This is a genomic window from Paenibacillus sp. SJS-P3 (assembly GCF_056711585.1).
Genome location: NZ_CM160043.1, coordinates 2,832,890 through 2,854,383 on the forward strand (window position 1 = coordinate 2,832,890; position 21,494 = coordinate 2,854,383).

The window sequence follows — 21,494 nt, forward strand, 5'->3', positions numbered from 1 at the left end:
ATTCGCTGAAAGGCTTGCTTACCAGACCAGGACCGCCGCTCCCCAAGTAAGGCCGCCGCCGAAGCCCACCATGAGCAGCGTGTCTCCCTCGGATACTCTGCCTTGCTCGACGGCGTCGCAAAGGGCGAGCGGAATCGATGCGGCGGACACGTTGCCGTAGCGGTCGAGGTTGATGACGGCCTTCTCCTCCGGCAGGTCGAGCCGGTTCAGCGCCGCCTGGATGATGCGGATGTTGGCCTGATGCGGAATGAGCAGGTCGATGTCCTGCTTGGTCAGGCCGGCTTTGCGCAGAGCGTCGTCGGCTGCGGCGCCCATGACCCGGACTGCGAACTTGAAGACGTCGTTTCCGGCCATCTTGAGGAAATGATGCTTCTCCTCGACCGACTCCGCCGTGGACGGAATGCGCGATCCGCCTCCGGGAATCTTGAGCAGATGCCCGCCGGAGCCGTCCGAGCCGAGATCGAAGGACTTGAAGCCGCGGCCGGCCGGCACTTCGCCGAGCACGACAGCGCCCGCTCCGTCGCCGAACAGGATGCATGTATTGCGGTCCGTGTAATCCGTAATCCGCGAGAGGCATTCGGCCCCGACGACCAGCACTTTCCTGTACATTCCGGTCGCCACCATGTTGGCTGCCGTCGCCAGGCCGTAGATGAAGCCCGAGCATGCGGCGGACAGGTCGAAAGCGGCTGCGCGCTTGGCGCCGAGCCGATCCTGGAGCAGGCTGGCCGTGGACGGGAAGAACATGTCCGGGGTGACCGTCGCCACCACGATCAAGTCCAAGTCCTCGGCCGTGATGCCGGCGCTGTCAAGCGCCTTGATGGAAGCCTCGTAGGCGAGATCGGAGGTCGCCTGGTCCGGCGCCGCGATGCGGCGTTCCCGCATGCCGGTGCGGGTGACGATCCACTCGTCGTTCGTTTCCACCATCTGTTCGAGATCTTTATTGGTCAACACTCGTTCCGGAACGTATTTGCCCGTACCGATAATACCGACTGGGATTAGATTCATGATAAGTCCTCTTTTCCGCTGATTTCCGCGGCTACCGTCTCGATAAGGCCGGCTTGCAGCGCGGTCCGGGCTATCCGGACCGCGTTCTTGACGGCGGCCGCATTGGAGGAGCCGTGGCATTTGACGACAAGGCCGTTCAAGCCGAGAAGCGGAGCCCCCCCGTGATGGGAGTAGTCCATCTTGTCGCGAAGGCCCTTGAGCCCCGGCATCATGATGGCTGCGGCAAGCTTCGTCATCAGGGACTTCGTGAAGGCTCCCTTGATCTCCTTCATGACGGCGCCTGCCGTGCCCTCCATCGTCTTGAGCAATATATTGCCGGCGAATCCGTCGCAGACCAGGACGTCGCAGTTGCGCTGCATGACTTCCCTGGATTCCACGTTGCCGATGAAATGCACGGGCGCCGCCTCGATCAAGCCGTAGGCAGCCTTCGTCAGCTCGTTGCCCTTGGAAGCTTCGGTGCCGACGCTCAGCAAGCCGACGCGCGGCCGCTCGATGCCTTCGACCTTGGAGCGGTAAATGCTCCCCATCACCGCATACTGCATCAGATGCTCCGGCTTGGCATCCATATTGGCGCCGAGATCCAGAGCGAGCACGCCCTTATTGTCCATCGTCGGCAGCACGGTCGCCAGCGCAGGCCGCTCGATTCCGGGCATGCGGCCGACGACAAGCAGGCCGGTTGTCATCAAGGCGCCCGTATTGCCGGCCGACAGCATGGCATCGACGGATTTTTCCTTCAGCATCCGTCCGGCCACCACCATCGAGGCGTCCTTCTTGCGGCGGACCGCTCTTACCGGCTCTTCGTCGCTTCCTATCTTCTCGGATGCATGCTGAACCGTCAGATTGGCCGCCGACTGCCCCCCAAGGGCAGCCTCGATCGCAGCCTCATCCCCCACCAGCAGGATTTCCGTATCCGGCCACTGGCGGGCCGCTTCCAGCGCGCCAAGCACGATCTGGCCGGGCGCATGGTCGCCTCCCATCGCATCGATGGCAATTCTCACGCTATTCTCCTCCTTCTGGCGCGGCCGCTTCTCCCCCCGAACGATGGATGACGAAATGGCCTTCGAAAACCATCTCGTCTCCGACATAGGAGAATACTTCCACCTTCGCCTTGCTCCGCTGCCCTGTATTGGAGCGGACGTACGCTTTGGCGATGCACTTCTCCCCCAGCCGGACGGACCGGAGAAAACGGATATCGGCGGTAGCCGTCAAAGCGATCTCGTCGTTGATCACGGCGACGGCAAGCGAGTTGGCCTGGGCGAAAATATGATGGCCCCTTGCAATGCCGGTCCGAGAGAACGAATGCTCCTCGCCGATTTCGAACAGGGAAATTCCGCTTTTGTCGAGCTGCAGGTCCACGATCTCGCCGATGACCTCGTCCAGCGGAAGCGAACGCACGGAATCGTAGGAACGCTCGGCCATCAGCTTCATCCGCTCGCGCAGCTCCGGAATGCCGAGCTCCATCCGGTCCAGCCGGATCGTCTGTATGCTTACTCTAAGCAGCCTGGTCAGCTCCCGGTCCGTGGCGAACGGGTTGTCGTTCAACAGGCCCAGCAGCTGCTGGTGCCGCTGCTTCTTCGGCAGGCGCTCGATACCGCCACCACCTTCGACCGTCTCATTTTTAACACCTGGTACCAATTCAGTATATAGAAAATCGCCGATGGCCGCAATGGACTCCCCGCACCCTGCCGCCAGACGGCATTGCAAGGCGCACAGCGCCTGCCCCCGGGCAATAAAAAACGCTCCGCCACAGAGGCGGAGCGCTTCGAGAATGTCCCCGTGACGGGAACGGCAAGAGACTACTGGGAAATAACCTCTTTGGTTTTGTAGTATCCGCATACTTTGCAAACATGGTGAGCCAGCTTGAGCTCTCCGCACTGCTCGCATTTCACCATGCCCGGCACTGCAAGCTTGAAGTGCGTGCGGCGTTTGTCGCGGCGGGTTTTGGACGTTCTACGTTGTGGTACTGCCATTGTCTAACACCTCCTTAAAAGAATGGGCGGCTTCCGCCGACAATCATGCCAAGTCCTACTCCAGAAGCTTCTTAAGCGCCTCGAACCTCGGATCGATCTTATCCTGGGAACAGCCGCATGATTGCTCGTTGAGATTGATCCCGCAATCCGGACAAAGCCCCTTGCAGTCGTCGCTGCACAGCGGAGACATCGGAAGATAGAGAAGCATGGTGCCCTCGACATAAGGCTCCAGGTCGACCTTGTCCTCACTTACGATGATCAGATCTTCGTCCTCGTTGATGTCCTTCACCGCGGAAACATGGGCAAACCGTTCTTCGATCGGAATGACGATATGCTCCTCGGTCGGCTCCAGGCATCGGGAACAAGCCATTGTGAGATCGGCGCTCAGCTCTCCGCTTACCTGCGCGGTCCCGTCGAAAGGACGGACGGCAAGGCTGGCGCGAAGCGGACTAGCGGACAGGACGTCCTTGCGGTCGCCCAAAAGCTCCTGCATGTCCAGCTCTTCGTTGAAGCTGTGCTCGACCCCTTTGGAAACAACTTCCATAACACGAAATTCCATAAGATCACTCCAAACAAACAAAATTTATTATATCGAGCGCGGGAACCATTTGTCAACCAAAAGCCCACCGATTACCGCTCGGGACATTTCATGCTATAGTAAAGCGGAAATCTGCCGATTTGTCGAGGTGTATTATGCGCACAACTGGTCTTATCGTCGAGTATAACCCTTTTCACAACGGCCATGCCTATCATTTGCAAAAATCCGTAGAGGCCGCGGGCGCCGATGCCGTCGTCGCCGTCATGAGCGGCCATTTCCTGCAGCGCGGCGAACCCGCGCTCATGGACAAGTGGGCGCGTGCGCGCACCGCTCTGCTCGGAGGCTGCGACCTCGTGCTGGAGCTTCCGCTCGCCTATTCCGTGCAGCCTGCCGAATGGTTCGCGCACGGCGCCGTCGCGGTGCTGGAGTCGACCGGCGTCGTCGACGCGTTCTGCTTCGGCAGCGAGAGCGGAAGGCTTGAGCCGCTGAGCCGCGCAGCCGGCCTGCTGGCGGACGAGCCGGCCGAATTCCGCTCCCTGCTGCGCCATCGTCTCGGAGAAGGCGCGCCTTATCCATCCGCGTATTCCTCCGCCCTGATGGACTATATGGCCCTATCCGGAGACGCCGCCGATCTGGGCCTGGCTCCGGAGGAGCTTGCGCTTCCGAATCAGACGCTCGGCCTTCACTACCTGATCGCCTTGCGGCGGCTGAAGGGACGAATGGAGCCGCTTACGATCCGCCGCGAAGGAGCCGGCTACCACGATCCGGTAGCGGAATCCGGCTCCATCGCAAGCGCGACCGCCCTCAGGAAAAAGCTCTCCGCAGGAAGCAGCCTCTCCTCGCTTGCGCCGTTCGTGCCTCCCGGCACGATCGAGGTGCTGGAGCGCGAATGGCAGGACGGAAACGCTCCGCGCTCCTGGGACGATTATTTCCCCCAGCTGCTGCATCGAATCCTGACCGGAACGCCGGCTTCGCTCGCAGGCATCCTCGGCATGGGCGAGGGACTCGAGCATCGCCTGCTGTCAAGCCTTCGGCAGCTGCCAACCGCCGGCATGGAGGCGCTGCTGCAGGCGATGAAAACGAAGCGCTACACGAGAACCAGGCTCCAGCGCGCCCTGCTCGGCGTGCTGCTGGACCTGCGCAAGGACGAGCTGTCTCCCGAACGGCTGAGCGGGGGGCCGGGCTACATCCGCGTGCTCGGCTTCACCCCCAAAGGCCGGGAGCTGCTGGCGCGGATGAGGCGCTCCGCTTCGGCGCCCGTTCTGCTCAGCGCCGCGAGAGCTCCGCAAGGGCTCCCCATGCTGGAGCTGGACGTGCGGGCGACAGCCGTGTACGCTTCCGCCGGCCGCGGCGGAATGGCCCCGCCAGGGCCGAAAGAGCTGTTCCGCGACTATTACGAGCCTCCCGTCCGTCTGGAGTGATCTGCTTTGGGAAAAACGGCTACTCCCGCAGCCCCGCCCGCGCGGCGACAGCCTCCGCCGCAGCCTCCAGCGTCGCGGCCGCGGCGATCTTCATCGGCGTATGCAGCTGCATCGCCGATGCCTCCGCCTCTCGCCTTTCCTGCGGAGGGACGAGGAACAGCTCCGCTCCGGCAGCCGCTGCGGCTGCGACCTTCTGGACGACGCCGCCGACAGCTCCGACCGAGCCGTCCGGAGACATCGTTCCGGTTCCGGCAACCTTCAGGCCGCCGGTGCCGTCTCCCGCAGTCAAGCGATCGTACACGGCCAGCGCCATCATCAATCCTGCGGACGGTCCGCCTGCGGAGGCTTCCTTCCATTCCAGCGGGAGTCCGGTCTTCTCGTCTTTGATGACTCGCACTTCTCCCCATGTCGGAGCGCCCGCCGCAAGAGCAGCGGGCGCTTTTTCGGCCTCCGTTCCGACCTCCCCCTCCCTTCCGGCAGCCATTCCCCGCAGCCCTTCGGCATACGCTCTCAGCTCGTCCCGGTTCATATCCACATGAACGGTGATTGTCCGCGAACCACGCGCAAGCTCCAAGCCGGCGCCTCCGCGAGCGGCGGCAGCGTCCAGGCAAGCCGCCAGACCGGACAAGGATTCGACGGGACTTCCGGCGCAGCTCGTGACGAGATCACCCGCCGCGAGCTCCGCTCCTTTTCCCAAGCGGCCCCCCTCCAGAACGACGACCTTCTCCGGAATGCGGAGATAAGAAGTCCCGGACAGCCGGTAGGCAGCCTCGGCTGCGTCGGCTTGGGAAGCTTCCATGACCAGCTTCATGCCGGCCATGTAATCAGCCTCGGACTCGCCCCTCAGCAAAGCCCTCTTCTCCATCACCTGACGGCCTTTGAAAAGCCATGCGGCCGCCGCTTCGGCGGCGCTGGCATCGTCAACCCGGATGGCCGTATACAGCCAGCTTCCCTTGCCGCTTCCTGCCTGGCCCGGCGGGAGCAGCCCGGCCGCATCCAGCGCAAAGCCCGGCTTCACGATGTAATAGGGACGCGGCACGGCGCAAAGAAGCAGGACCGCGCCTAAAGCGGCGAGCGGCAGCAGCCTGCGGGCGGCTCCCGATTGTCGCCGGGACCTGGCGGCCGGCAAACCGGTTGAATGGGAACGCATGGAGCAAAGCCTCCTTCTTGTTGATCGCAGCTGCGGGCAGCGAGGCGGCCGACCCTGAGCGGACCGACTCTTCCAAGACATGAGCACGGGCGTTCTAACCTGTCCGCGCGAGGCGTATAGTTAGGTACCGTTTGTCCGCGGACAACCATCGGCCGACCATTCCATCCCGCTAGGAGGCTTCCCTCATGCTGCGTACTCTGCTAACCGCCTGCGCCGCCGTCCTGCTCGTCGCAGCCATCGTCGGAGGAACGTCCGAAGCGTTTCAAGCGTCGCTATCCGGCCTGTCCCTCTGGTGGAACTTCGTCTTCCCCTCGCTGCTGCCCTTCCTCGTGCTTGCCGAGCTGATGCTCGCCTTCGGCCTCGTCGACGCTATCGGAGCTATGCTGGCTCCGCTGACGACAAGGCTGCTGCGGCTTCCCGGAGCGGCAGGCTGGGGCCTCGTCCAAGGCTGGACAGGAGGCTTCCCTGCCGGAGCCCAGGCAGCCGCCTCGCTTGTATCCAGCGGACGCTTGACTCGCTCGGAAGGACAGCGGCTGCTCGCTGCGGCCCATCTCCCCAATCCGATCTTTGTCATCGTCGTCGTCGGCGCCGGCTTCCTCCATCAGCCTCAGTTCGGGCTCATGCTCATGCCCTTGCTGTGGCTGTCCAGTCTCATCTCCGGCATGATCGTAAGCATCCTGAGCCGGAAGCCTGCGGAGGTCCCTCGCTTGGAGGAGCAAGCAGCGGCTGAGGCCGGAAAAGGAGCGGCTTGGCGCATTGTGCTCGCCATGGAAGAAGGCAGGAAACGGGACGGCCGCTCCTTCGGCAAAGCTTTAGGCGACGGCGTCACCGGCGCCGTGCAGCAGCTCATGAACGCCGGCGGACTCATCATCCTGGCCGCCGTCGTCATCCGGCTGCTGCAGCCGTTTCTTCCCGAGGCTGTTCAAGGGCCGCTCATGATCTCGCTCGCGGAAGTCCATCTCGGCATGAACGCCCTCGCAAGCTGGCACGCTCCAGAGCCGTCCTCGCTGCTGCAGGCGGCAGCCATCGCCGCTGCGCTCTCATGGGGCGGGCTCTGCTCCTTGCTCCAGGCGGCCGGAGCGTCGTCGGGAACCGGACTGCGGCTGCTCCCGCTGGCCGGGGCCAGGCTGCTCGCCTCCGTTATTGCCGCCGGCCTGACGCTCGTTCTATGGAGACCGCTGAGCGCGTTGGCCTCCTTCGTTGAGACAGCCGCTTCCGCCGCGCGTCCAGCCTTTCTTTCTCCCGGCATGTCCGGCTGGGAGCAAGCTCTGCCGGCCTCTCTCTGGCCATCCCTTCCTTATTCCGCCGCAGCCTGGGCCGTCATTCTGGCAGCGCTGCTCCTGATCTCGGCTGCCGTCCGCGGACTGCGCCGACGAGCCTAGCGACAACAGACCGGCTGCTCATGGCTGCCGGTCTGCGTATTTGCGTTCGAGCCCCCTCTCCACTTCAGGCGGAACGAGATCCTTGACGCTTCCATGGAAGCGGGCGATCTCCTTGACGATGCTGGAGCTGAGGTAAGAGTATTTGGGATTCGTCATCATGAAGATCGTCTCGATGTCGCCGTCGAGCTGATGGTTCATCGACGCCAGCTGCAGCTCGTATTCGAAGTCCGTCACCGACCGGATGCCCCGTACGATCGTGCGCGCTCCGCGCGAGCGCATGAAGCGGACGGTCAGGTCGCGGAAGCTGTCGATCTCCACGTTGGGGATGTCCCGGGCAATCTCCGCCAGCAGCTCGAGACGCTCCTCGACGGAGAACAGCGGGTTTTTGCTCGTGTTGTTCAGAACGGCCACGATAACCGTATCGAATTGCCTGGCCGCCCGCTGGATGATGTCGAGATGCCCGCATGTGACGGGGTCGAAGCTTCCCGGGTAGACAGCCACCCTGCCGCTTAGGATCAATCCGTCCTCTTCCTTCAAGCCGTCCTGTGTTCCGCCCGAATTAGTTCCCATCTGCATCCGCTACCTCCGTCTGTTGAAGCCGATACCGATATACGGTCACGGCCGTCTCGCCATATTGCACTCTTCTCGTCTGCTCGCAGCCGCCGATGACTTCGGGGTATGCATGCCCTGCGTCGTGCTCCACCACAATCACCGCATCGTCAGCGAGCAGCAGCCGCTCCTGCAGCTCCATGATCTGCGCATCCATATGGGTCAGCCGGTAGGGCGGATCAAGGAATACGGCCGCAAACGATATTTCCCGCTTCGCGAGCGCCTTGACCGCCCTTCCGGCGTCGTTCGTATATATTTCGGCGCGCCCGGACATGCCTGCCGCCTCTACATTGGCCTTGACGACCGCAATGCTCGTCCTATCCTGATCGACGAAGACCGCCTTCTCCATGCCGCGGCTCAGCGCCTCGATGCCGAGGCCTCCCGTGCCGGCGAACAGGTCCAGCGCCCATCCACCTTCAAAATAAGGGCCGATCATGCTGAACACGGCTTCCTTCACCTTGTCGGTCGTCGGACGCGTATTCATGCCCGGTACCGCCTTCAGCGGCCTGCCCTTGGCCTCGCCCGCGATTACTCTCATTCGTGCCTGCCCCTCCTGCTTCTAGCGGCTTCCGCCGCCCATTTGCCCTGCTATCGTACCACAACCGCCGATGCGTTTGGAAGCGTGCCCGACAGCCCGATCCAGCCTGTCCCCTAGGCCGCATCGGCGCCTCGCCATGCAGCTCAAGAGGAAATTATCCCCTGCACGATCGTAACTTCTCCCTTCTGCCGGCAGCCAGCGCCCCTGATAATAGAATCAGCGTCAAGGACTCTGCGCTGAAGACGCATCGTCTCCCCTTGTTCCATTCCTTCGAAAGGAGGCATGATCCGACAGCCCGAACAGGCAGCCCGCGAGCAGGTTCAGCCGCTTGACAGAAGCGGCGCAAAGCCCGAATTCCGAATCCTTTTGAGGAGGCTTCATTATGTACGCTTATCCATCTTCCATGGCGCGAAGATCCCTGCTGGCCGCCTGGCTCAGCCTGGCCGTCCTGGCTGCGTCGATCCTGAGCATGGCCGCTTTTCCGTCCCGCGCCTCGGCCGCTCCTGCAGGCGGATACAAAATCGTCGGCTATTGGCACAACTTCGACAACGGCTCCGGCTTCATCCGCCTGCGCGACGTCTCGCCCGACTTCGACGTCGTCAACGTTTCCTTCGCGGAGCCGGTCGGAGGCAGCACGACGGGCAGCATCGGTTTCGTTCCATTCAACTATACCGATACGGACTTCAAGGCGGATGTCGCTTACTTGAAAAGCAAAGGCAAAAAAGTGCTTATCTCCATCGGAGGCGCCAACGGGCAGGTTCAGCTTGCGACCGCCGCGGCAAGAGACGCCTTTGTATCCTCTGTAACCGGAATCATCGATAAATACGGCTTCGACGGCCTCGACGTCGACTTCGAGGGACATTCCCTCTATCTGAACGCCGGCGATTCGGACTTCCGCAATCCGACGACGCCGGTCATCGTCAACCTGATCAGCGCCCTGAAGTCGATCAACGGAAAATACGGGACCGGCAGCTTCATTCTGACGATGGCTCCGGAAACGTTTTTCGTCCAGCTCGGCTATTCGTTCTATGGCGGCAGCTGCATCAGCTGCGACTCGCGCGCCGGCGCCTATTTGCCCGTCATCCACGCCACCCGGGACATCCTCGACTGGCTGCAGGTGCAGAATTACAATTCCGGCCCGATCACCGGCCTTGACGACCAATACCACACGATGGGCAACGCCGACTTCCATGTCGCGATGGCCGATATGCTGCTGACCGGCTTCCCCGTCGCCAAAAACGCCAGCCAGGTATTCCCTGCGCTCAAGCAGGAGCAGGTCATTCTCGGATTGCCGGCCAACGGCAATGCCGGCGGCGGATTCACATCCGTAGCGGATGTGCAGACGGCACTCGACGCCCTCATCAAGGGCAAGCAGCTGTCCTCGTACAAAACGAGAGGCAGCTCGACCGGCTATCCGAACTTCGGCGGACTGATGACCTGGTCGATCAATTGGGATAAATTCAACAGCTTCGAGTTCTCCACCAAGCACCGGGCCTATCTGAACGCGATCGCTCCCCAGGCGCCGGATACGCAGCCGCCATCCGCCCCGGCCAATCTGGCGTCGACAGGCGTGTCCTCCACCAGCGTGTCGCTGTCCTGGACCGCTTCGACCGACAACGTCGGCGTGGCCGGCTACGTCGTGAGCTACGGCTCCACCCAGCTCAATGCGTCCGGGACTTCCGCCGTCATCACCGGCCTCGTTCCGGATACAAGCTATTCGTTTACCGTCAAGGCGAAGGATGCCGCCGGCAATCTATCCGCCGCCAGCGCGGCGCTGAATGTGCGCACGAGCGCGGCTTCGGGCGACACGTCGCCTCCGACCGCCCCTGGGGGATTGGCCGTCGCAGGCAAGACCTCCTCCTCCATATCGCTGTCCTGGACCGCATCGACCGACAATGTCGGCGTGACCGGATACACCGTCGCCTACGGCAGCCAGCAGCTGGCCGTATCCGGCACGAGCGTCACCGTATCGGGCTTGGCCGCCGGAACCTCCTATACGTTCACGGTCAAGGCCAAGGACGCCGCCGGCAACGTCTCTCCCGCCGCTGCCGTGACGGCGTCCACCGATGCCGCAGGCGCGCAGGCTTGGGCTGCGGGCGTCGCCTACAAAACCGGCGATCTCGCCACCTACGGCGGCAAAACGTATTCATGCCGCCAGCCGCATACTTCGCTTCAAGGCTGGGAGCCTCCGAATGTCCCCGCTCTTTGGCTGCTCCAAGCCTAGAGCCAGAGACATCCATGGAGGCCTGAAACGTGGATAAGTCCGGACGCCGTCGGCTCTTCCGCTGACGGTCCGGACTTTTTTGCCATGCCCGCTGCTTCGACTGCTCTTTATTTCTGCTTTGGATGTGCCGCAGCGACCCTTCCGCTCCCTACAGCTTCTCCGATATCGCCTTCGCCTGCGTGAACTGCAGCAGATAATCGCTGCCGCCAGCCTTGGAATCGGTGCCGGACAGATTGAAGCCTCCGAACGGATGCACGCCGACGAGAGCGCCGGTGCATTTGCGGTTCAAGTACAGATTCCCGACATGGAAGGAGCGCCGTGCCTCTTCCAGATGCGCCCGCTTGCCTGAAAATACCGAGCCGGTAAGGCCGTAAGCCGTATCATTGGCGATGTCCAGCGCATCTCCATAATCGTCCGCCTGGATGAACGCCAGAACAGGCCCGAAAATTTCCTCCTGGGCTACTCTCGCCTTGCGGTCCACCCCCTCGATGATCGTCGGCTGGGCGAAATAGCCGAAGCTGTCGTCGGTGCCGCCGCCCCAGACGATCTTGCCTTCGCCGCTGCCGATCTCCACATAGTCCGCGATCTTGCGGAGCGCCGCCTTGTCGATGACCGGCCCCATGTCGGTGCCGTATTCGGCCGGGTCACCGACCCGCAGCCCCGAGGCGCGCCGCACCACATCCTCCAGCACCCGGTCATAGACGTCGGCATGGATGATCGCGCGGGAGCAGGCGCTGCATTTCTGCCCCGAAAAGCCGAAGGCCGATGCTGCGATCGCCTCCGCGGCCGCCTCGAGATCGGCGCTTTTGTCGACGACGATCGCATCCTTGCCGCCAAGCTCCGCGATGACTCGCTTCATCCAGCGCTGGCCTTTGGCCAGCCGCGATGCTCTCTCATGGATTCGCAGTCCCGTCTCCAGCGATCCCGTAAAGCTGATGAACCGGGCGAGGGGATGATCCACCAGCGCGTCGCCGATGACCGATCCCGGTCCCGGCACGAACTGGATGACCTGCTCCGGCAGTCCCGCTTCCAGCAGCAGCGCGACGAACCTCGCTGCGATTACCGCTGTCGGGCTGGCCGGCTTGAGCACGACCGGATTGCCGCAGACGAGCGCGGCCGCCGTCATGCCGGCCATGATCGCGAGCGGGAAATTCCACGGCGGAATGACGACCCCGGTGCCGAGCGGGATGTAGAGAAGCTCGTTGTCTTCCCCCTGCAGGCGGATCAGCGGCTGCGGCGCGCCGATGCGCTCGGCCTCGCGGCCGTAATAGTCCAGGAAGTCGATCGCCTCCGCCGTATCGGCGTCGGCTTCCCCCCAGGGCTTGCCCGCCTCCAGCACCATGAGCGCGGAAAATTCGTGCTTGCGCCTCCTGAGCAGCGCCGCCGCGCGGTATAGAATCCGCGCCCTCACGGCGAACGGCTCCCGCGCCCAGCCGGCTGCGGCTGCATGGGCCGATTCCACCGCTTCCGCCGCCTGCCGCAGGTCCGCCTGGACGACCCGTCCGATCACATCTCCATAGCGTGCCGGGTTTAGGGAATCTGCCGCCGCTCCTTCAAACTTCTCCCGGCCTCCGATCAGAAGCGGATAGGTCTGGCCCTGGCGTCCGCGCTCTTCATCGAGCGCCGCATGAAACAGCGAGCGGTTGCGGTCGTCGCGGAAATCGGTGAGCGGCTCGTTGCGGAACGGTTCCAACATATCGTTCGCCTCCGTATGTCCTTTTGGCTTGCAGTCATGGGTGTCAGGCACTCTGCCTATATATAATCATGACCGGCCTTGAACATGACTTGGAGCCGCTCGCGCCACAAGCGCCGGCGGAGGGGAGGGTGAGGGCTCGATGGAATTGGGCAACAAAATTTACCGTTCGGTGCTGCTTGGACTCGCCGGCAACGGCGCTGTAGAGGCTGCAGCCCATAAAGTCGGCATGAAGCTCGGAGCTTCCCGCTTCGTTGCTGGAACGACGCTGGACGAAGCGGTTGCAGCCGCGTGCCGATTGCGGGATAAAGGCATCCAAGTGTCGATGGATCATCTCGGGGAAGGAATCAAGACGCTGGACGAAGCGGATGCCTACCGGGACGCCTATATTTTGCTGCTGCAGCGGCTGCATCTGGAAGGGCTGTCCGGCAACGTGTCGCTGAAGCCGACTCAGATGGGGCTTGCCCTGGATGAAGCCTCCTGCCTGGAGCGGATCACGGCGATCGCCAGGGAAGCCAAGGCTAGAGGGGCATTCGTGCGGCTGGACATGGAGGACAGTCCCTATACGGGACGCACCATCGAGCTCGTGCGCCAGCTGTATAAGGAAGGGCTGACCAATACCGGAACGGTCATCCAGGCCTATTTGTACCGAAGCGCCGAGGATGTGCGCAAGCTCAGCAACGCCCGCATCAATCTGAGGCTCGTAAAGGGGGCGTACAAGGAAAGCCGGGCCATCGCGTTCGCCAAGCCGGACACCGTCTCGGCCAGCTTCAAGCGGCTGATCCGGATGCGGCTGGACAGCGGCGTGTACACCGCCGTGGCCACGCATGACGACGAGATCATCCGCTGGACCAAGGCTTACGCGGCCCGGCGCGGAGTCTCGAGGGGAGCCTTCGAGTTCCAGATGCTGTACGGAATGAGGATGTCCATGCAGGAACGGCTTGCCGCCGAAGGATATACCGTCCGCTGCTATGTGCCCTACGGAGAGCGGTGGTATCCGTATTTCGTAAGGAGGCTTGCGGAGCGCCCCGAAAATGTCGGCTTTGTCCTGAGGAACCTGTTCAAGCGGAGCTGAAGGCACGCTGCCCTGCTTCGACGAGAGGAGAATGTCGATGAATCCAACTGTGCCCGTCAGCATCCTGCCCGTGGCGTTCGATTACGGCGCCGGGCGCGGTGGCGCCGCATCCGGCCCCGAAGCGCTGCTCCAGGCAGGCCTTGCCGATCGGCTTGCCGGCCTGGGCCGGCAAGCCGTTCTGCTCCCCCGCGTCCCGGCGGCGAACCTGCAGGCCGATTTCCGAAGCGCTCCCGGCATGAAGCATTGGGGCCGGGTGCTGGCAATGGCCGAAGAAACGGCTGCGGCAGCCGCTACCGCAGCCGACAGGGGCTTCCCCCTCATACTCGGCGGCGACCACAGCATCGCCATCGGGACGATAGCCGGCCTCGCCTCCCGCCGTGAGAGGCTGGGTGTCCTGTGGATCGACGCCCATTCCGATCTCAATACTCCTTCGACCACCCCGTCCGGCAATCTTCACGGCATGTCGCTCGCGGCTTGCCTCGGTCTCGGAGATCCGGACCTGGCCGCCGTCGGGGGTTATTCCCCGAAGCTCCAACCGGAGCGCATCGCGCTTGTCGGCGCCCGTTCCCTCGACGAGGGGGAGCGGGAAATCATCGGCCGTCTCGGCATCGCCTGCTTCACCATGCATGACATCGACCGCAGGGGCATGGCCGACGTCATGAAGGAGGCGATCGCGATTGTCTCGAACGGATCGGACGGCGTCCATCTCAGCTTCGACATCGACAGCGTCGATCCCGGAGAGGCTCCCGGCACCGGCACGCCGGTGCGCGGCGGCCTGTCATACCGTGAAGCCCATTTGGCCATGGAACTGCTGCATGAAACCGGCCTGCTCACCTCGGCGGAGCTGGTGGAGGTCAACCCTCGGCTCGACAGGGGGAACCGGACGGCCCGCCTGGCGGTCGAGCTGCTGGCTTCCCTTTTCGGGGAGAAGATCCTCTAGCTGACCGGCTCTATACCTCGATGACGATCGGCAGGATCATCGGCCTTCTTCTCGTCCGGGCGTAAATATAGCGGGCCAGATCATCCTTGAGCGAACGCTTGACGAGACTCCACCTGCCCGGCCGCTCTTCTTCCAAGCCGTTCACCGTCTTCAGCACGAGCTCCTGGATGCCGGCCATCAGCTCCTCGTTGTCCCGGACGAACACGAAGCCGCGGGAGATGATCTCCGGCTTGGCCAGCATGCGCCCGTCGTACTCGCTCAGCGTCACCACGACGACGAGCATGCCGTCGCCGGACAGCTGCCTGCGGTCCCGCAGCACGATCTGGCCTACATCCCGTCCGAGGCCGTCGACCAGGCTGCTTCCGGCCGGAATCGATTTTCCCTTGCTCGCCTCGCCGTCAGCCAGCTCCACCGTATCGCCGTTGTTCAGGATGAAGACGCGCTCCTGCGGAATGCCGACCGCTTCCGCCAGCAAGCGGTGCTGATGCAGCATCCGGAACTCTCCGTGGACCGGTATGAGATATCGCGGCTTCATCAAGGTCAGCATGAGCTTCAGCTCCTCCTGGCTGCCATGTCCAGATACATGCATGCCGGTCGCGCTTCCCGCTCCATAAATGACGTTCGCTCCGATCTGATACAAATGGTCGATGATCCGGGAGACGCTCCGCTCGTTGCCCGGAATCGCGCCTGCCGCGATGATTACGGTGTCCCCGGGAGCTACGGCCATCTGGCGGTGGCTCCCTGCGGCCAGCCTGGCAAGCGCCGCCATCGGCTCTCCCTGGCTGCCGGTGCACAGCACGGCAATCCGCTCAGGCGCATAATCCTCTGCTTCGCCGGCGTCGATGATCAGCTCCTCCGGCACGTTCAAGTACCCGAGAGAGGCTGCGACATCCACCACATTCACCATGCTTCTCCCGAGCAGCACCAGCTTGCGTCCTGTCGCGGCCGAGGCGTCGACGACCTGCTGCACCCGGTTGACATTGGAGGCGAAGGTGGACAGGAACACTCTCTGCTTCGCCTTGGAGAAGGCATCCAGAATATGGCCTCCGACGACCCTCTCCGATGGCGTGAAGCCCGGCCTTTCGGCGTTGGTGCTCTCGGAGAGGAGCAGCTGGACTCCCTTGCTGCCGATGTCGGCCATCCGGTGCAGATCGGGATAAGGACCGCTGACCGGAGACATGTCGAACTTGAAATCCCCCGTATGCACGATCGTTCCCTGAGGGGTATCAAAGACGATTCCGAGGCAGTCCGGGATGCTGTGGCTGATCGTGAAAAAAGCCGCCCTGAAGCAGCTGCCGAGCTCGACGGCCGAGTCCGCGTCAATGACATGAAGCTGCGCTCCGCCCATCAGGCCATGCTCCTTCAGCTTGATCTCGATCAGCCCCATCGTCAGCCTCGTCGCGTACACCGGCACAGGCAGCTGCTTCAATAAATACGGAATGCCTCCGATATGGTCCTCATGCCCGTGGGTGACAAGCAGCGCCCTCACCTGCTCCTTGCGCTCGATCAGATAGGACAGATCCGGCACGATCAGATCGACGCCGGGCTGGCTTTCGTCCGGAAACTTGGAGCCGCAGTCGATCAGGACGATATCGTCTCCGCACTGAAGCATATACATGTTCTTGCCGATTTCGTTGACGCCTCCGAGAGCTGCCGCGAGCAGCTTGGAAGGCCGTGCCTGCCCCTCGGATCCCTCTATTTCCGGCAGATGCCCGCGCCGTTCATCCTTGACTCCATCCATCCCGATTCCTCCGATTCGCTTCCAGCCGATGATGATATTGGGATTCCCGATTGTGCCGGACGAAATGCGCTTGGACGGAAAAAAGTCAGAGCCGTCGGCTTTGTCTTTTTTTGCCTTTTCTGCTTGAAGGGAAGAGTGCCTTAATGGATCAAGCACGCTTCCGCTGCGGTCTCAAAGTATTCAGCAGGCTGCATGGATTTTGCCCCCCGATCTGTCCGTTATGGCCCATTCAAACAGACCATTAAAAAACACGAACCCCCTCCAGTTCGGAGAGGGTTCGATGCTATCGTTTCAGCCAAGCTGAAAGCAGCTTTTTTTCAGCGGCTAGACTTTCGCCGTCTGCTTCTGCCGCTCGATCTCCGCGATCAGCTGCGGCTCCGGCGCCTGCCAGCCGGCCGGCTTGGCGACTTTGCCCTGCTCGTTGTAGATCGGCTTGCCGTCCGGCCCGAGCTTGGCCATATTGGCGGAATGCACGATCTCGAACAGCCTCTCCGGCTCCACGCCCATCTCGACGAAGGTCCCGAGCGCGAAGTACATCAGGTCGATCAGCGCGTCGGCCTGATCCTCGACCGTCTCCGCCGCCAGAAACTCGTCGATCTCCTCGGTCATCCAGGATGCTCTCGCCAGCGCCCTTCCTCCTTGCCCTTGAAGGGAGGCGGCTTTCATCCGGCCTGCCAGCTCCTCGGTCGCCCGCCCGGCTTCGGCGACGGCCTCCCCTTCTCCTCTGAAAGCCATCGTCGGAGCTTCCGCGACCGGAGCGCCGAAGGCGGCGTGGAATTGCTTCACCTGCTCGTAATGCTTGTTCATCGTTCCCCTAACCCCTTCGCGAATGAGTTCAACGTTCCTCATTGTACCATCGCGAGTATGTCATGAGAATGGCTCGTCATAGAAGCCCCCTGACCAGTGTCATGATTGATGCCTGCACCATTTGCTCCTACGGTTTTAAGATATCCGGTCCCACTGTATACTAATTAACTTTTGCCTTCTTGTCCCATAAGAAAAACTGACCCATAGCCTGATCCGCCTTCCCCTTCTTCCACGTATTAAGAACAAGTTTCTTAATACGTGGAAGAATATTGATCATCCTCAACAATGCAGCTTATCTGCTCGGGAAGAGTAATATGTATTAATTAGGCCAAAAACCTGTCATCTTAGCCGCGAAATACATGAACAACACAAGAAGAATAAGGATCGTTACACATCCTGGCGCACTCATAAACAAGGCAAGTACAAAAGGAGCTGCGATAAGAATGCCCACCCACAAATCACTGCCATGATGTATGGCTATCGGAATGCCAACTGCCCACAGCAAGATCCATAAGAAACAGCCGCAACCGCCTCCGTCATTCCTTTCTTCTCGACGAACGCCGAACAGCTTCTTAAGCCCGAGTTTATATGCCTCGCCTAACATCATCTCTAAAAACTTGTCCAAATCGCTTCACCCCAACTGAACTTATCGGACAAATTGGAAGTATAAATTAGCGGGAACTCTTGAATCAAGATCAGGAGCCAACCAGTCGTAACTCACTGCTGGGTAGTCCTTGCTTAGAGGAAGAAATGAAGGACAGCATAGGTTGTGAATGAACGTAGGACGGATACAATCACAATCCACCTCGTCGGCCGGCGCTGGGATCAGCATTAGTACGACTGCCAAGCGGATCTACTGCAAGCAGGTATTACCACAGGCGATCCATGGTCCGGCAAAAAAGGCTCTGACCGCTATTCCTTGAAAATAAATCCACTCAACGAATTGCCTGCCCTATGTGTACAATCATATTCGAGTCAGCAGATCAAGCAGTAACTGGTGTATTCGACGATATCGTTGTGACATTCAACAAGAAAAAGGCCTGAGGGGGCGCCTTTTGCGTACCCAATGGCTTCAGTACGTAGAATTTGAGCCCGTTTATTGAAACTGGTCCTATTATTGCTAGACAGGTCACTCAGAAACCCTTGATATTACAGTGATTCCAACAAAAATCAGGCGCCCCTTGCGGGGGAGCCCTTATCATGGGAGAAATCCTTGTATATTGCGGGTTTTCTCATTTACCCATAATGTAGAATTGTGCTTTTTGGGTACGGATATATGAATTGGGTGCCCAATTAGTGCCCAATTAGTGCCCAACTCTTCCCCATCATTCCTCATCCCCATTTAGCCAACTTAAGAATACTTCCCGAGGTACTTTGATCATTCGTCCAGTGCGAACGACATGAAATTTCCCAGAGTTCAAGAGCTCGTATGTCTGTTTTAAACCTATACCCATGATCTCCTGAATGTCGGCCGCATTCAACACCAAGGGCAGAAAAATGGCGGCGGCTATAATGTGGAGCATCCCCGGCTCTTTTTTTCATATCAAGAAGCTAACGAACTCCGGAGATGATCTGCTAGAGCAGACCCTAGCATAAGCACAAATATACCGCCCGTCCAAACATCTCAATATTCCGAAGCATAAAGTAGGGCAGACTCAAAGAAAGGGGGTTTGAAAAATGTCCGAATTCGAACACCGCAATCTGTTCTCCAACACAGGCGCCATTCTGGTCCTGTTCATTCTACTGGTCATCATCGTTAGCGCATTCTGTCACTACTAATCCAGGTTCCCTCATGCAAAGAAGAGACGCGGAACGATAGGTTCTTCGTCTTTTCTTTTACGATCCCAGGTTAGACGACTCCAAAACCCAAATAAGGTCGAAGAGGTAAACGTCCAATCCGGCTCTGCTTCAGCAGCATAGGATGCTGAAGTCTAATCGAAGGGAGGAATGACAATGTCTTACGGAGTTGGCGGAGAAGTTGGAGGCTATGGTGGCGGCATGAGCACGGCTGCAATCCTGGTTCTGTTCATTTTGCTGGTCATCATTTCGCGTGCATTCTTTCTTTAGTTATTAAACTTCTTCTTCATGGTTTTGAAGAATAGAGGGCCCTCTTCCGAGGCCACTGAAAAAGTCCGTTTACTAGAAAAGGTGCAGTCCCCCAAGAAATTGAGGAGGCTGCACCTCTTTTCGTTTATACTAAAAGCATCATGGAGAGCAGGTGAACGGATGATTCGGCAACAACAATCCCTCATGTTAAGTCCATACGCGAAGCTGTACAACATCCTTATACCCAGGGACAATATGCTTCGTCAGATCAACGACTTGGTGGACTTTCAGTTCATTTACGATGAACTCAAACATAACTACAGCTTGGACAACGGCAGGAACGCTATAGATGCAACTGCATGTTCAAATACTTGCTCTTGAAAGCCATTTTCGAGCTGTCGGATGTCGACATCGTGGAACGCTCGCGGTACGATCTGTCGTTCAAGTACTTCCTCGGCATGGCGCCCGAAGATGACGTCAATCGACTCGAGTTCGTTGACGAAATTCCGCAAGCTGCGGTTGAAAGGCACGAATCTCTTGGACCTGCTGATCGCAAGACTGTCGAACTGGCCCTAGAGAAAAAGATCCTGAAAAGCACCTCCATCATCATGGATGCGACGCATACGAAAGCGCGTTACAATCAGAAGACACCGCGGGAGATCCTGCAAGATCAGGCGCGGAAGCTGCGGAAGGCTGTTTACGCCATGGACGAAGCGGTCAAAGTCCGCATGCCCGCCAAGAACGCCATTGACACCATTGGGGACGAGATTGCCTACTGCCAGAAGCTCATCGCCTTCATCGAGACGGAGTCCGGCATCGCCCAAGTACCGAAAGTGCTGCAGCCGCTCAACCTGCTTAAAGAAACGGTCCAGGATGACATCGAACAGCTTGCCCTGGCGGCGGACCCCGATGCGCGAGTGGGACACAAGAGCGCAGACTCCGCCTTTTTTGGATATAAGACGCATCTGGCCATGACCGAGGAACTCATCATCACGGCATCACGGCAGCTGTCATCACGACAGGCGAAAAGAATGACGGCAAGCAATTGCAGATGCTCATCAAGAAGAGCCAAGCAGCGGGGATGGACGTCAAGACGGTCATTGGCGATACGGCTTATTCGGAGAAGGAAAACCTTATTTACACCAACGAGAACGGCATGGAGCTAGTCGCGAAACTTAATCCGAATATTACGCAGGGAAGTCGGAAAAAGGAGGATGAATTCCTCTTCAACAAGAAAAAAAGCCTGATGGGTGCCCTTTACGGTGCCCAACGGCCTCAGTGTGTAGAATTTGGTGCCCAATCGGTGCCCAATTAACAGATATCACCCAAAATATAAATCCCAAAAACTCTAAAATCCCTTGATATTACTGGATTTATAACATTAAAATCGGAGCCCCTTTGCAGGGGCCCCTATCATGGGAGAGGAGAAACCGGACGAAGAGCTTATGGGGAAACGTAAGCCTTCTCCGCGGTGTCTACGGCATCTCTCGACGCCGATATCCTCATGATGCCCGGTTTCCGGACATTTATACCTAATCGCCCACGAATTTCTGGACCAGCCCCTCTTCGAAAGAATCGCCTTCCTCGCCATGCCATTGTTCCTTCGGTTCGGCGGCGGCAAGCAGGCCCGAGCACTCCCGGAGCAGCCTCGACAGCAGGACCGCTGCCGCAGCAAGCGACGCATCCACGAATGCCAGCACGGCAAATGGATGGTCTCCGAGCGACATGTAGCCCATCATGCCTCCCATCAGTCCGCCCATGAGCCCGGCAAGGGCTCCTTCAAGAGAAGGCAAGACTCCGTGCGGGCTGCCCGCCATATATCCGGCTGCTGCGCAGGCAGCAGCTGCGGCCATCGCAGAGAGCGAAAAGCTGGCCGTGACGAGAGCGAGCAGCGTTCCGCCCGTCAGCCCCGCCGCCATCGCGAGCGTCATGCAGGCCATCATGAGATGCATGCGCGGCGCGCTCCTCATCCATCGAATTCGAAGCGTATAGTAGAAGACGGCGATCCCGGCCGCCAGCAAGGACAATACTTTGGCAGCCGCATATCCGAACGTCTCAGCCCCGCCAGCAGGTTGGCCATGGTCCATGCCGGACATGCCGGCATCCGCTGCGGCATGACCTGTATCGCCGGAATCCGCAACTTCGCTGGATAGTCGACGATTACCGCTGTCCGCCCTCTCCGAAGACATCGACACGAAATTCGAGGTCAACGACATCGCTGCCGGCATCCCCCGCTCTCCCGCTTCCGCAATCAGCCCGCCTTCAGCAGCGGCAGCTGTCCCCGTGCTCAACGTCAAAAAAATCAGCACCGCTGTCAGCGCTCTCGCCGCCACTCCGATCTTCAGCTTGCCCATG

Annotated in this window: 22 protein-coding genes and 1 pseudogene; 9 read left to right on the plus strand and 14 right to left on the minus strand. The window is 60.3% G+C overall.

The window, feature by feature from the left end; translation table 11 throughout:
* Window positions 1-18: 18 nt before the first annotated feature.
* The 5 genes from AC06G8_RS13060 to AC06G8_RS13080 form a co-directional block, all read right to left on the minus strand.
* Window positions 19-1,005 carry a beta-ketoacyl-ACP synthase III gene (locus AC06G8_RS13060; protein WP_480283053.1) on the minus strand — a complete coding sequence of 329 codons (987 nt, stop codon included), beginning with the start codon at window positions 1,003-1,005 and terminating at the stop codon, window positions 19-21.
* Window positions 1,002-2,003, minus strand: a complete 1,002-nt coding sequence (plsX, locus tag AC06G8_RS13065) for a phosphate acyltransferase PlsX (RefSeq protein ID WP_480283054.1) — start codon at window positions 2,001-2,003, stop codon at window positions 1,002-1,004. The genes AC06G8_RS13060 and plsX overlap by 4 nt, the downstream gene beginning before the upstream one ends.
* Window position 2,004: 1 nt before the next feature.
* Entirely contained in the window at window positions 2,005-2,586 is a 582-nt protein-coding gene (gene fapR, locus AC06G8_RS13070; protein WP_447661659.1) for a transcription factor FapR, read from the minus strand.
* A 215-nt stretch (window positions 2,587-2,801) separates the two neighbouring features.
* Window positions 2,802-2,975, minus strand: coding sequence for a 50S ribosomal protein L32 (gene rpmF / locus AC06G8_RS13075; protein ID WP_021880971.1), 174 nt, complete (start codon window positions 2,973-2,975; stop codon window positions 2,802-2,804).
* 55 nt (window positions 2,976-3,030) lie between these two features.
* Entirely contained in the window at window positions 3,031-3,534 is a 504-nt protein-coding gene (locus AC06G8_RS13080) for a YceD family protein (protein ID WP_480283055.1), read from the minus strand.
* A 134-nt stretch (window positions 3,535-3,668) separates the two neighbouring features.
* Here AC06G8_RS13080 and AC06G8_RS13085 point away from each other — a divergent pair, with 134 nt between their 5' ends.
* The gene (locus AC06G8_RS13085; protein ID WP_480283056.1) at window positions 3,669-4,934 is read left to right on the plus strand and encodes a nucleotidyltransferase; all 1,266 of its coding nucleotides are present in this window, start codon (window positions 3,669-3,671) and stop codon (window positions 4,932-4,934) included.
* Between the two features lie 19 nt (window positions 4,935-4,953).
* Here AC06G8_RS13085 and AC06G8_RS13090 read toward each other — a convergent pair whose 3' ends face one another.
* Window positions 4,954-6,084, minus strand: coding sequence for a S16 family serine protease (locus tag AC06G8_RS13090; protein ID WP_480283057.1), 1,131 nt, complete (start codon window positions 6,082-6,084; stop codon window positions 4,954-4,956).
* A 185-nt stretch (window positions 6,085-6,269) separates the two neighbouring features.
* On the opposite strand from AC06G8_RS13090, the gene AC06G8_RS13095 reads away from it, so the two are divergent.
* Window positions 6,270-7,466, plus strand: a complete 1,197-nt coding sequence (locus AC06G8_RS13095) for a hypothetical protein (protein WP_480283058.1) — start codon at window positions 6,270-6,272, stop codon at window positions 7,464-7,466.
* A gap of 18 nt (window positions 7,467-7,484) precedes the next feature.
* Here AC06G8_RS13095 and coaD read toward each other — a convergent pair whose 3' ends face one another.
* A complete protein-coding gene (coaD, locus tag AC06G8_RS13100; protein ID WP_480283059.1) occupies window positions 7,485-8,036 on the minus strand; it encodes a pantetheine-phosphate adenylyltransferase in 552 nt (183 codons plus the stop codon).
* A complete protein-coding gene (rsmD, locus tag AC06G8_RS13105; protein WP_480283060.1) occupies window positions 8,026-8,613 on the minus strand; it encodes a 16S rRNA (guanine(966)-N(2))-methyltransferase RsmD in 588 nt (195 codons plus the stop codon). Before rsmD ends, coaD begins: the two co-directional genes overlap by 11 nt.
* Window positions 8,614-8,995: 382 nt before the next feature.
* On the opposite strand from rsmD, the gene AC06G8_RS13110 reads away from it, so the two are divergent.
* Window positions 8,996-10,837 carry a fibronectin type III domain-containing protein gene (locus tag AC06G8_RS13110; protein ID WP_480283061.1) on the plus strand — a complete coding sequence of 614 codons (1,842 nt, stop codon included), beginning with the start codon at window positions 8,996-8,998 and terminating at the stop codon, window positions 10,835-10,837.
* Between the two features lie 148 nt (window positions 10,838-10,985).
* On the opposite strand, the gene pruA is transcribed toward AC06G8_RS13110, so the two are convergent.
* Window positions 10,986-12,533 (minus strand): L-glutamate gamma-semialdehyde dehydrogenase, encoded by a 1,548-nt coding sequence (gene pruA / locus AC06G8_RS13115; protein WP_447661205.1) that lies wholly within the window; start codon window positions 12,531-12,533, stop codon window positions 10,986-10,988.
* Between the two features lie 139 nt (window positions 12,534-12,672).
* Between pruA and AC06G8_RS13120 the strand changes: the two genes are divergently transcribed.
* Window positions 12,673-13,605, plus strand: coding sequence for a proline dehydrogenase family protein (locus AC06G8_RS13120; RefSeq protein WP_447661206.1), 933 nt, complete (start codon window positions 12,673-12,675; stop codon window positions 13,603-13,605).
* A gap of 37 nt (window positions 13,606-13,642) precedes the next feature.
* A complete protein-coding gene (gene rocF / locus AC06G8_RS13125; RefSeq protein ID WP_447661207.1) occupies window positions 13,643-14,545 on the plus strand; it encodes an arginase in 903 nt (300 codons plus the stop codon).
* A gap of 10 nt (window positions 14,546-14,555) precedes the next feature.
* Here rocF and AC06G8_RS13130 read toward each other — a convergent pair whose 3' ends face one another.
* The 4 genes from AC06G8_RS13130 to AC06G8_RS13145 form a co-directional block, all read right to left on the minus strand.
* Entirely contained in the window at window positions 14,556-16,286 is a 1,731-nt protein-coding gene (locus AC06G8_RS13130; protein ID WP_447661208.1) for a ribonuclease J, read from the minus strand.
* A 324-nt stretch (window positions 16,287-16,610) separates the two neighbouring features.
* Window positions 16,611-17,093, minus strand: a complete 483-nt coding sequence (locus tag AC06G8_RS13135) for a pyrophosphohydrolase domain-containing protein (RefSeq protein ID WP_447661209.1) — start codon at window positions 17,091-17,093, stop codon at window positions 16,611-16,613.
* Between the two features lie 319 nt (window positions 17,094-17,412).
* Window positions 17,413-17,718, minus strand: a complete 306-nt coding sequence (locus AC06G8_RS13140; protein WP_447661210.1) for a hypothetical protein — start codon at window positions 17,716-17,718, stop codon at window positions 17,413-17,415.
* 700 nt (window positions 17,719-18,418) lie between these two features.
* Window positions 18,419-18,616, minus strand: coding sequence for a helix-turn-helix domain-containing protein (locus AC06G8_RS13145; RefSeq protein WP_447661211.1), 198 nt, complete (start codon window positions 18,614-18,616; stop codon window positions 18,419-18,421).
* 154 nt (window positions 18,617-18,770) lie between these two features.
* Here AC06G8_RS13145 and AC06G8_RS13150 point away from each other — a divergent pair, with 154 nt between their 5' ends.
* The 4 genes and pseudogenes from AC06G8_RS13150 to AC06G8_RS13165 all read left to right on the plus strand — a co-directional run bounded on the left by AC06G8_RS13150 (window position 18,771) and on the right by AC06G8_RS13165 (window position 20,454).
* Window positions 18,771-18,872: a YjcZ family sporulation protein gene (locus AC06G8_RS13150; protein WP_447661212.1), complete on the plus strand. Its 102-nt coding sequence runs from the start codon at window positions 18,771-18,773 to the stop codon at window positions 18,870-18,872.
* A 174-nt stretch (window positions 18,873-19,046) separates the two neighbouring features.
* A complete protein-coding gene (locus AC06G8_RS13155) occupies window positions 19,047-19,160 on the plus strand; it encodes a YjcZ family sporulation protein (protein WP_447661213.1) in 114 nt (37 codons plus the stop codon).
* Between the two features lie 234 nt (window positions 19,161-19,394).
* Window positions 19,395-19,558 (plus strand): annotated as a pseudogene (locus tag AC06G8_RS13160) (transposase); the annotation flags it as partial.
* Between the two features lie 593 nt (window positions 19,559-20,151).
* Entirely contained in the window at window positions 20,152-20,454 is a 303-nt protein-coding gene (locus tag AC06G8_RS13165) for a hypothetical protein (RefSeq protein WP_480285437.1), read from the plus strand.
* 217 nt (window positions 20,455-20,671) lie between these two features.
* Here the strand turns inward: AC06G8_RS13165 and AC06G8_RS13170 are convergent, their stop codons facing one another.
* Window positions 20,672-21,493: a hypothetical protein gene (locus AC06G8_RS13170; RefSeq protein ID WP_447661214.1), complete on the minus strand. Its 822-nt coding sequence runs from the start codon at window positions 21,491-21,493 to the stop codon at window positions 20,672-20,674.
* Window position 21,494 lies beyond the last annotated feature (1 nt).

Bases quoted from the DNA above. Each gene is read 5' to 3' on its own strand.
- AC06G8_RS13060 (WP_480283053.1), bottom strand. From the start codon at position 1,005: ATGAATCTAATCCCAGTCGGTATTATCGGTACGGGCAAATACGTTCCG.
- rpmF (WP_021880971.1), bottom strand. From the start codon at position 2,975: ATGGCAGTACCACAACGTAGAACGTCCAAAACCCGCCGCGACAAACGC.
- AC06G8_RS13080 (WP_480283055.1), bottom strand. From the start codon at position 3,534: ATGGAATTTCGTGTTATGGAAGTTGTTTCCAAAGGGGTCGAGCACAGC.
- AC06G8_RS13085 (WP_480283056.1), top strand. From the start codon at position 3,669: ATGCGCACAACTGGTCTTATCGTCGAGTATAACCCTTTTCACAACGGC.
- AC06G8_RS13090 (WP_480283057.1), bottom strand. From the start codon at position 6,084: ATGCGTTCCCATTCAACCGGTTTGCCGGCCGCCAGGTCCCGGCGACAA.
- AC06G8_RS13095 (WP_480283058.1), top strand. From the start codon at position 6,270: ATGCTGCGTACTCTGCTAACCGCCTGCGCCGCCGTCCTGCTCGTCGCA.
- coaD (WP_480283059.1), bottom strand. From the start codon at position 8,036: ATGGGAACTAATTCGGGCGGAACACAGGACGGCTTGAAGGAAGAGGAC.
- rsmD (WP_480283060.1), bottom strand. From the start codon at position 8,613: ATGAGAGTAATCGCGGGCGAGGCCAAGGGCAGGCCGCTGAAGGCGGTA.
- AC06G8_RS13110 (WP_480283061.1), top strand. From the start codon at position 8,996: ATGTACGCTTATCCATCTTCCATGGCGCGAAGATCCCTGCTGGCCGCC.
- pruA (WP_447661205.1), bottom strand. From the start codon at position 12,533: ATGTTGGAACCGTTCCGCAACGAGCCGCTCACCGATTTCCGCGACGAC.
- AC06G8_RS13120 (WP_447661206.1), top strand. From the start codon at position 12,673: ATGGAATTGGGCAACAAAATTTACCGTTCGGTGCTGCTTGGACTCGCC.
- rocF (WP_447661207.1), top strand. From the start codon at position 13,643: ATGAATCCAACTGTGCCCGTCAGCATCCTGCCCGTGGCGTTCGATTAC.
- AC06G8_RS13130 (WP_447661208.1), bottom strand. From the start codon at position 16,286: ATGGATGGAGTCAAGGATGAACGGCGCGGGCATCTGCCGGAAATAGAG.
- AC06G8_RS13135 (WP_447661209.1), bottom strand. From the start codon at position 17,093: ATGAACAAGCATTACGAGCAGGTGAAGCAATTCCACGCCGCCTTCGGC.
- AC06G8_RS13145 (WP_447661211.1), bottom strand. From the start codon at position 18,616: ATGCTCCACATTATAGCCGCCGCCATTTTTCTGCCCTTGGTGTTGAAT.
- AC06G8_RS13150 (WP_447661212.1), top strand. From the start codon at position 18,771: ATGTCCGAATTCGAACACCGCAATCTGTTCTCCAACACAGGCGCCATT.
- AC06G8_RS13155 (WP_447661213.1), top strand. From the start codon at position 19,047: ATGTCTTACGGAGTTGGCGGAGAAGTTGGAGGCTATGGTGGCGGCATG.
- AC06G8_RS13170 (WP_447661214.1), bottom strand. From the start codon at position 21,493: ATGGGCAAGCTGAAGATCGGAGTGGCGGCGAGAGCGCTGACAGCGGTG.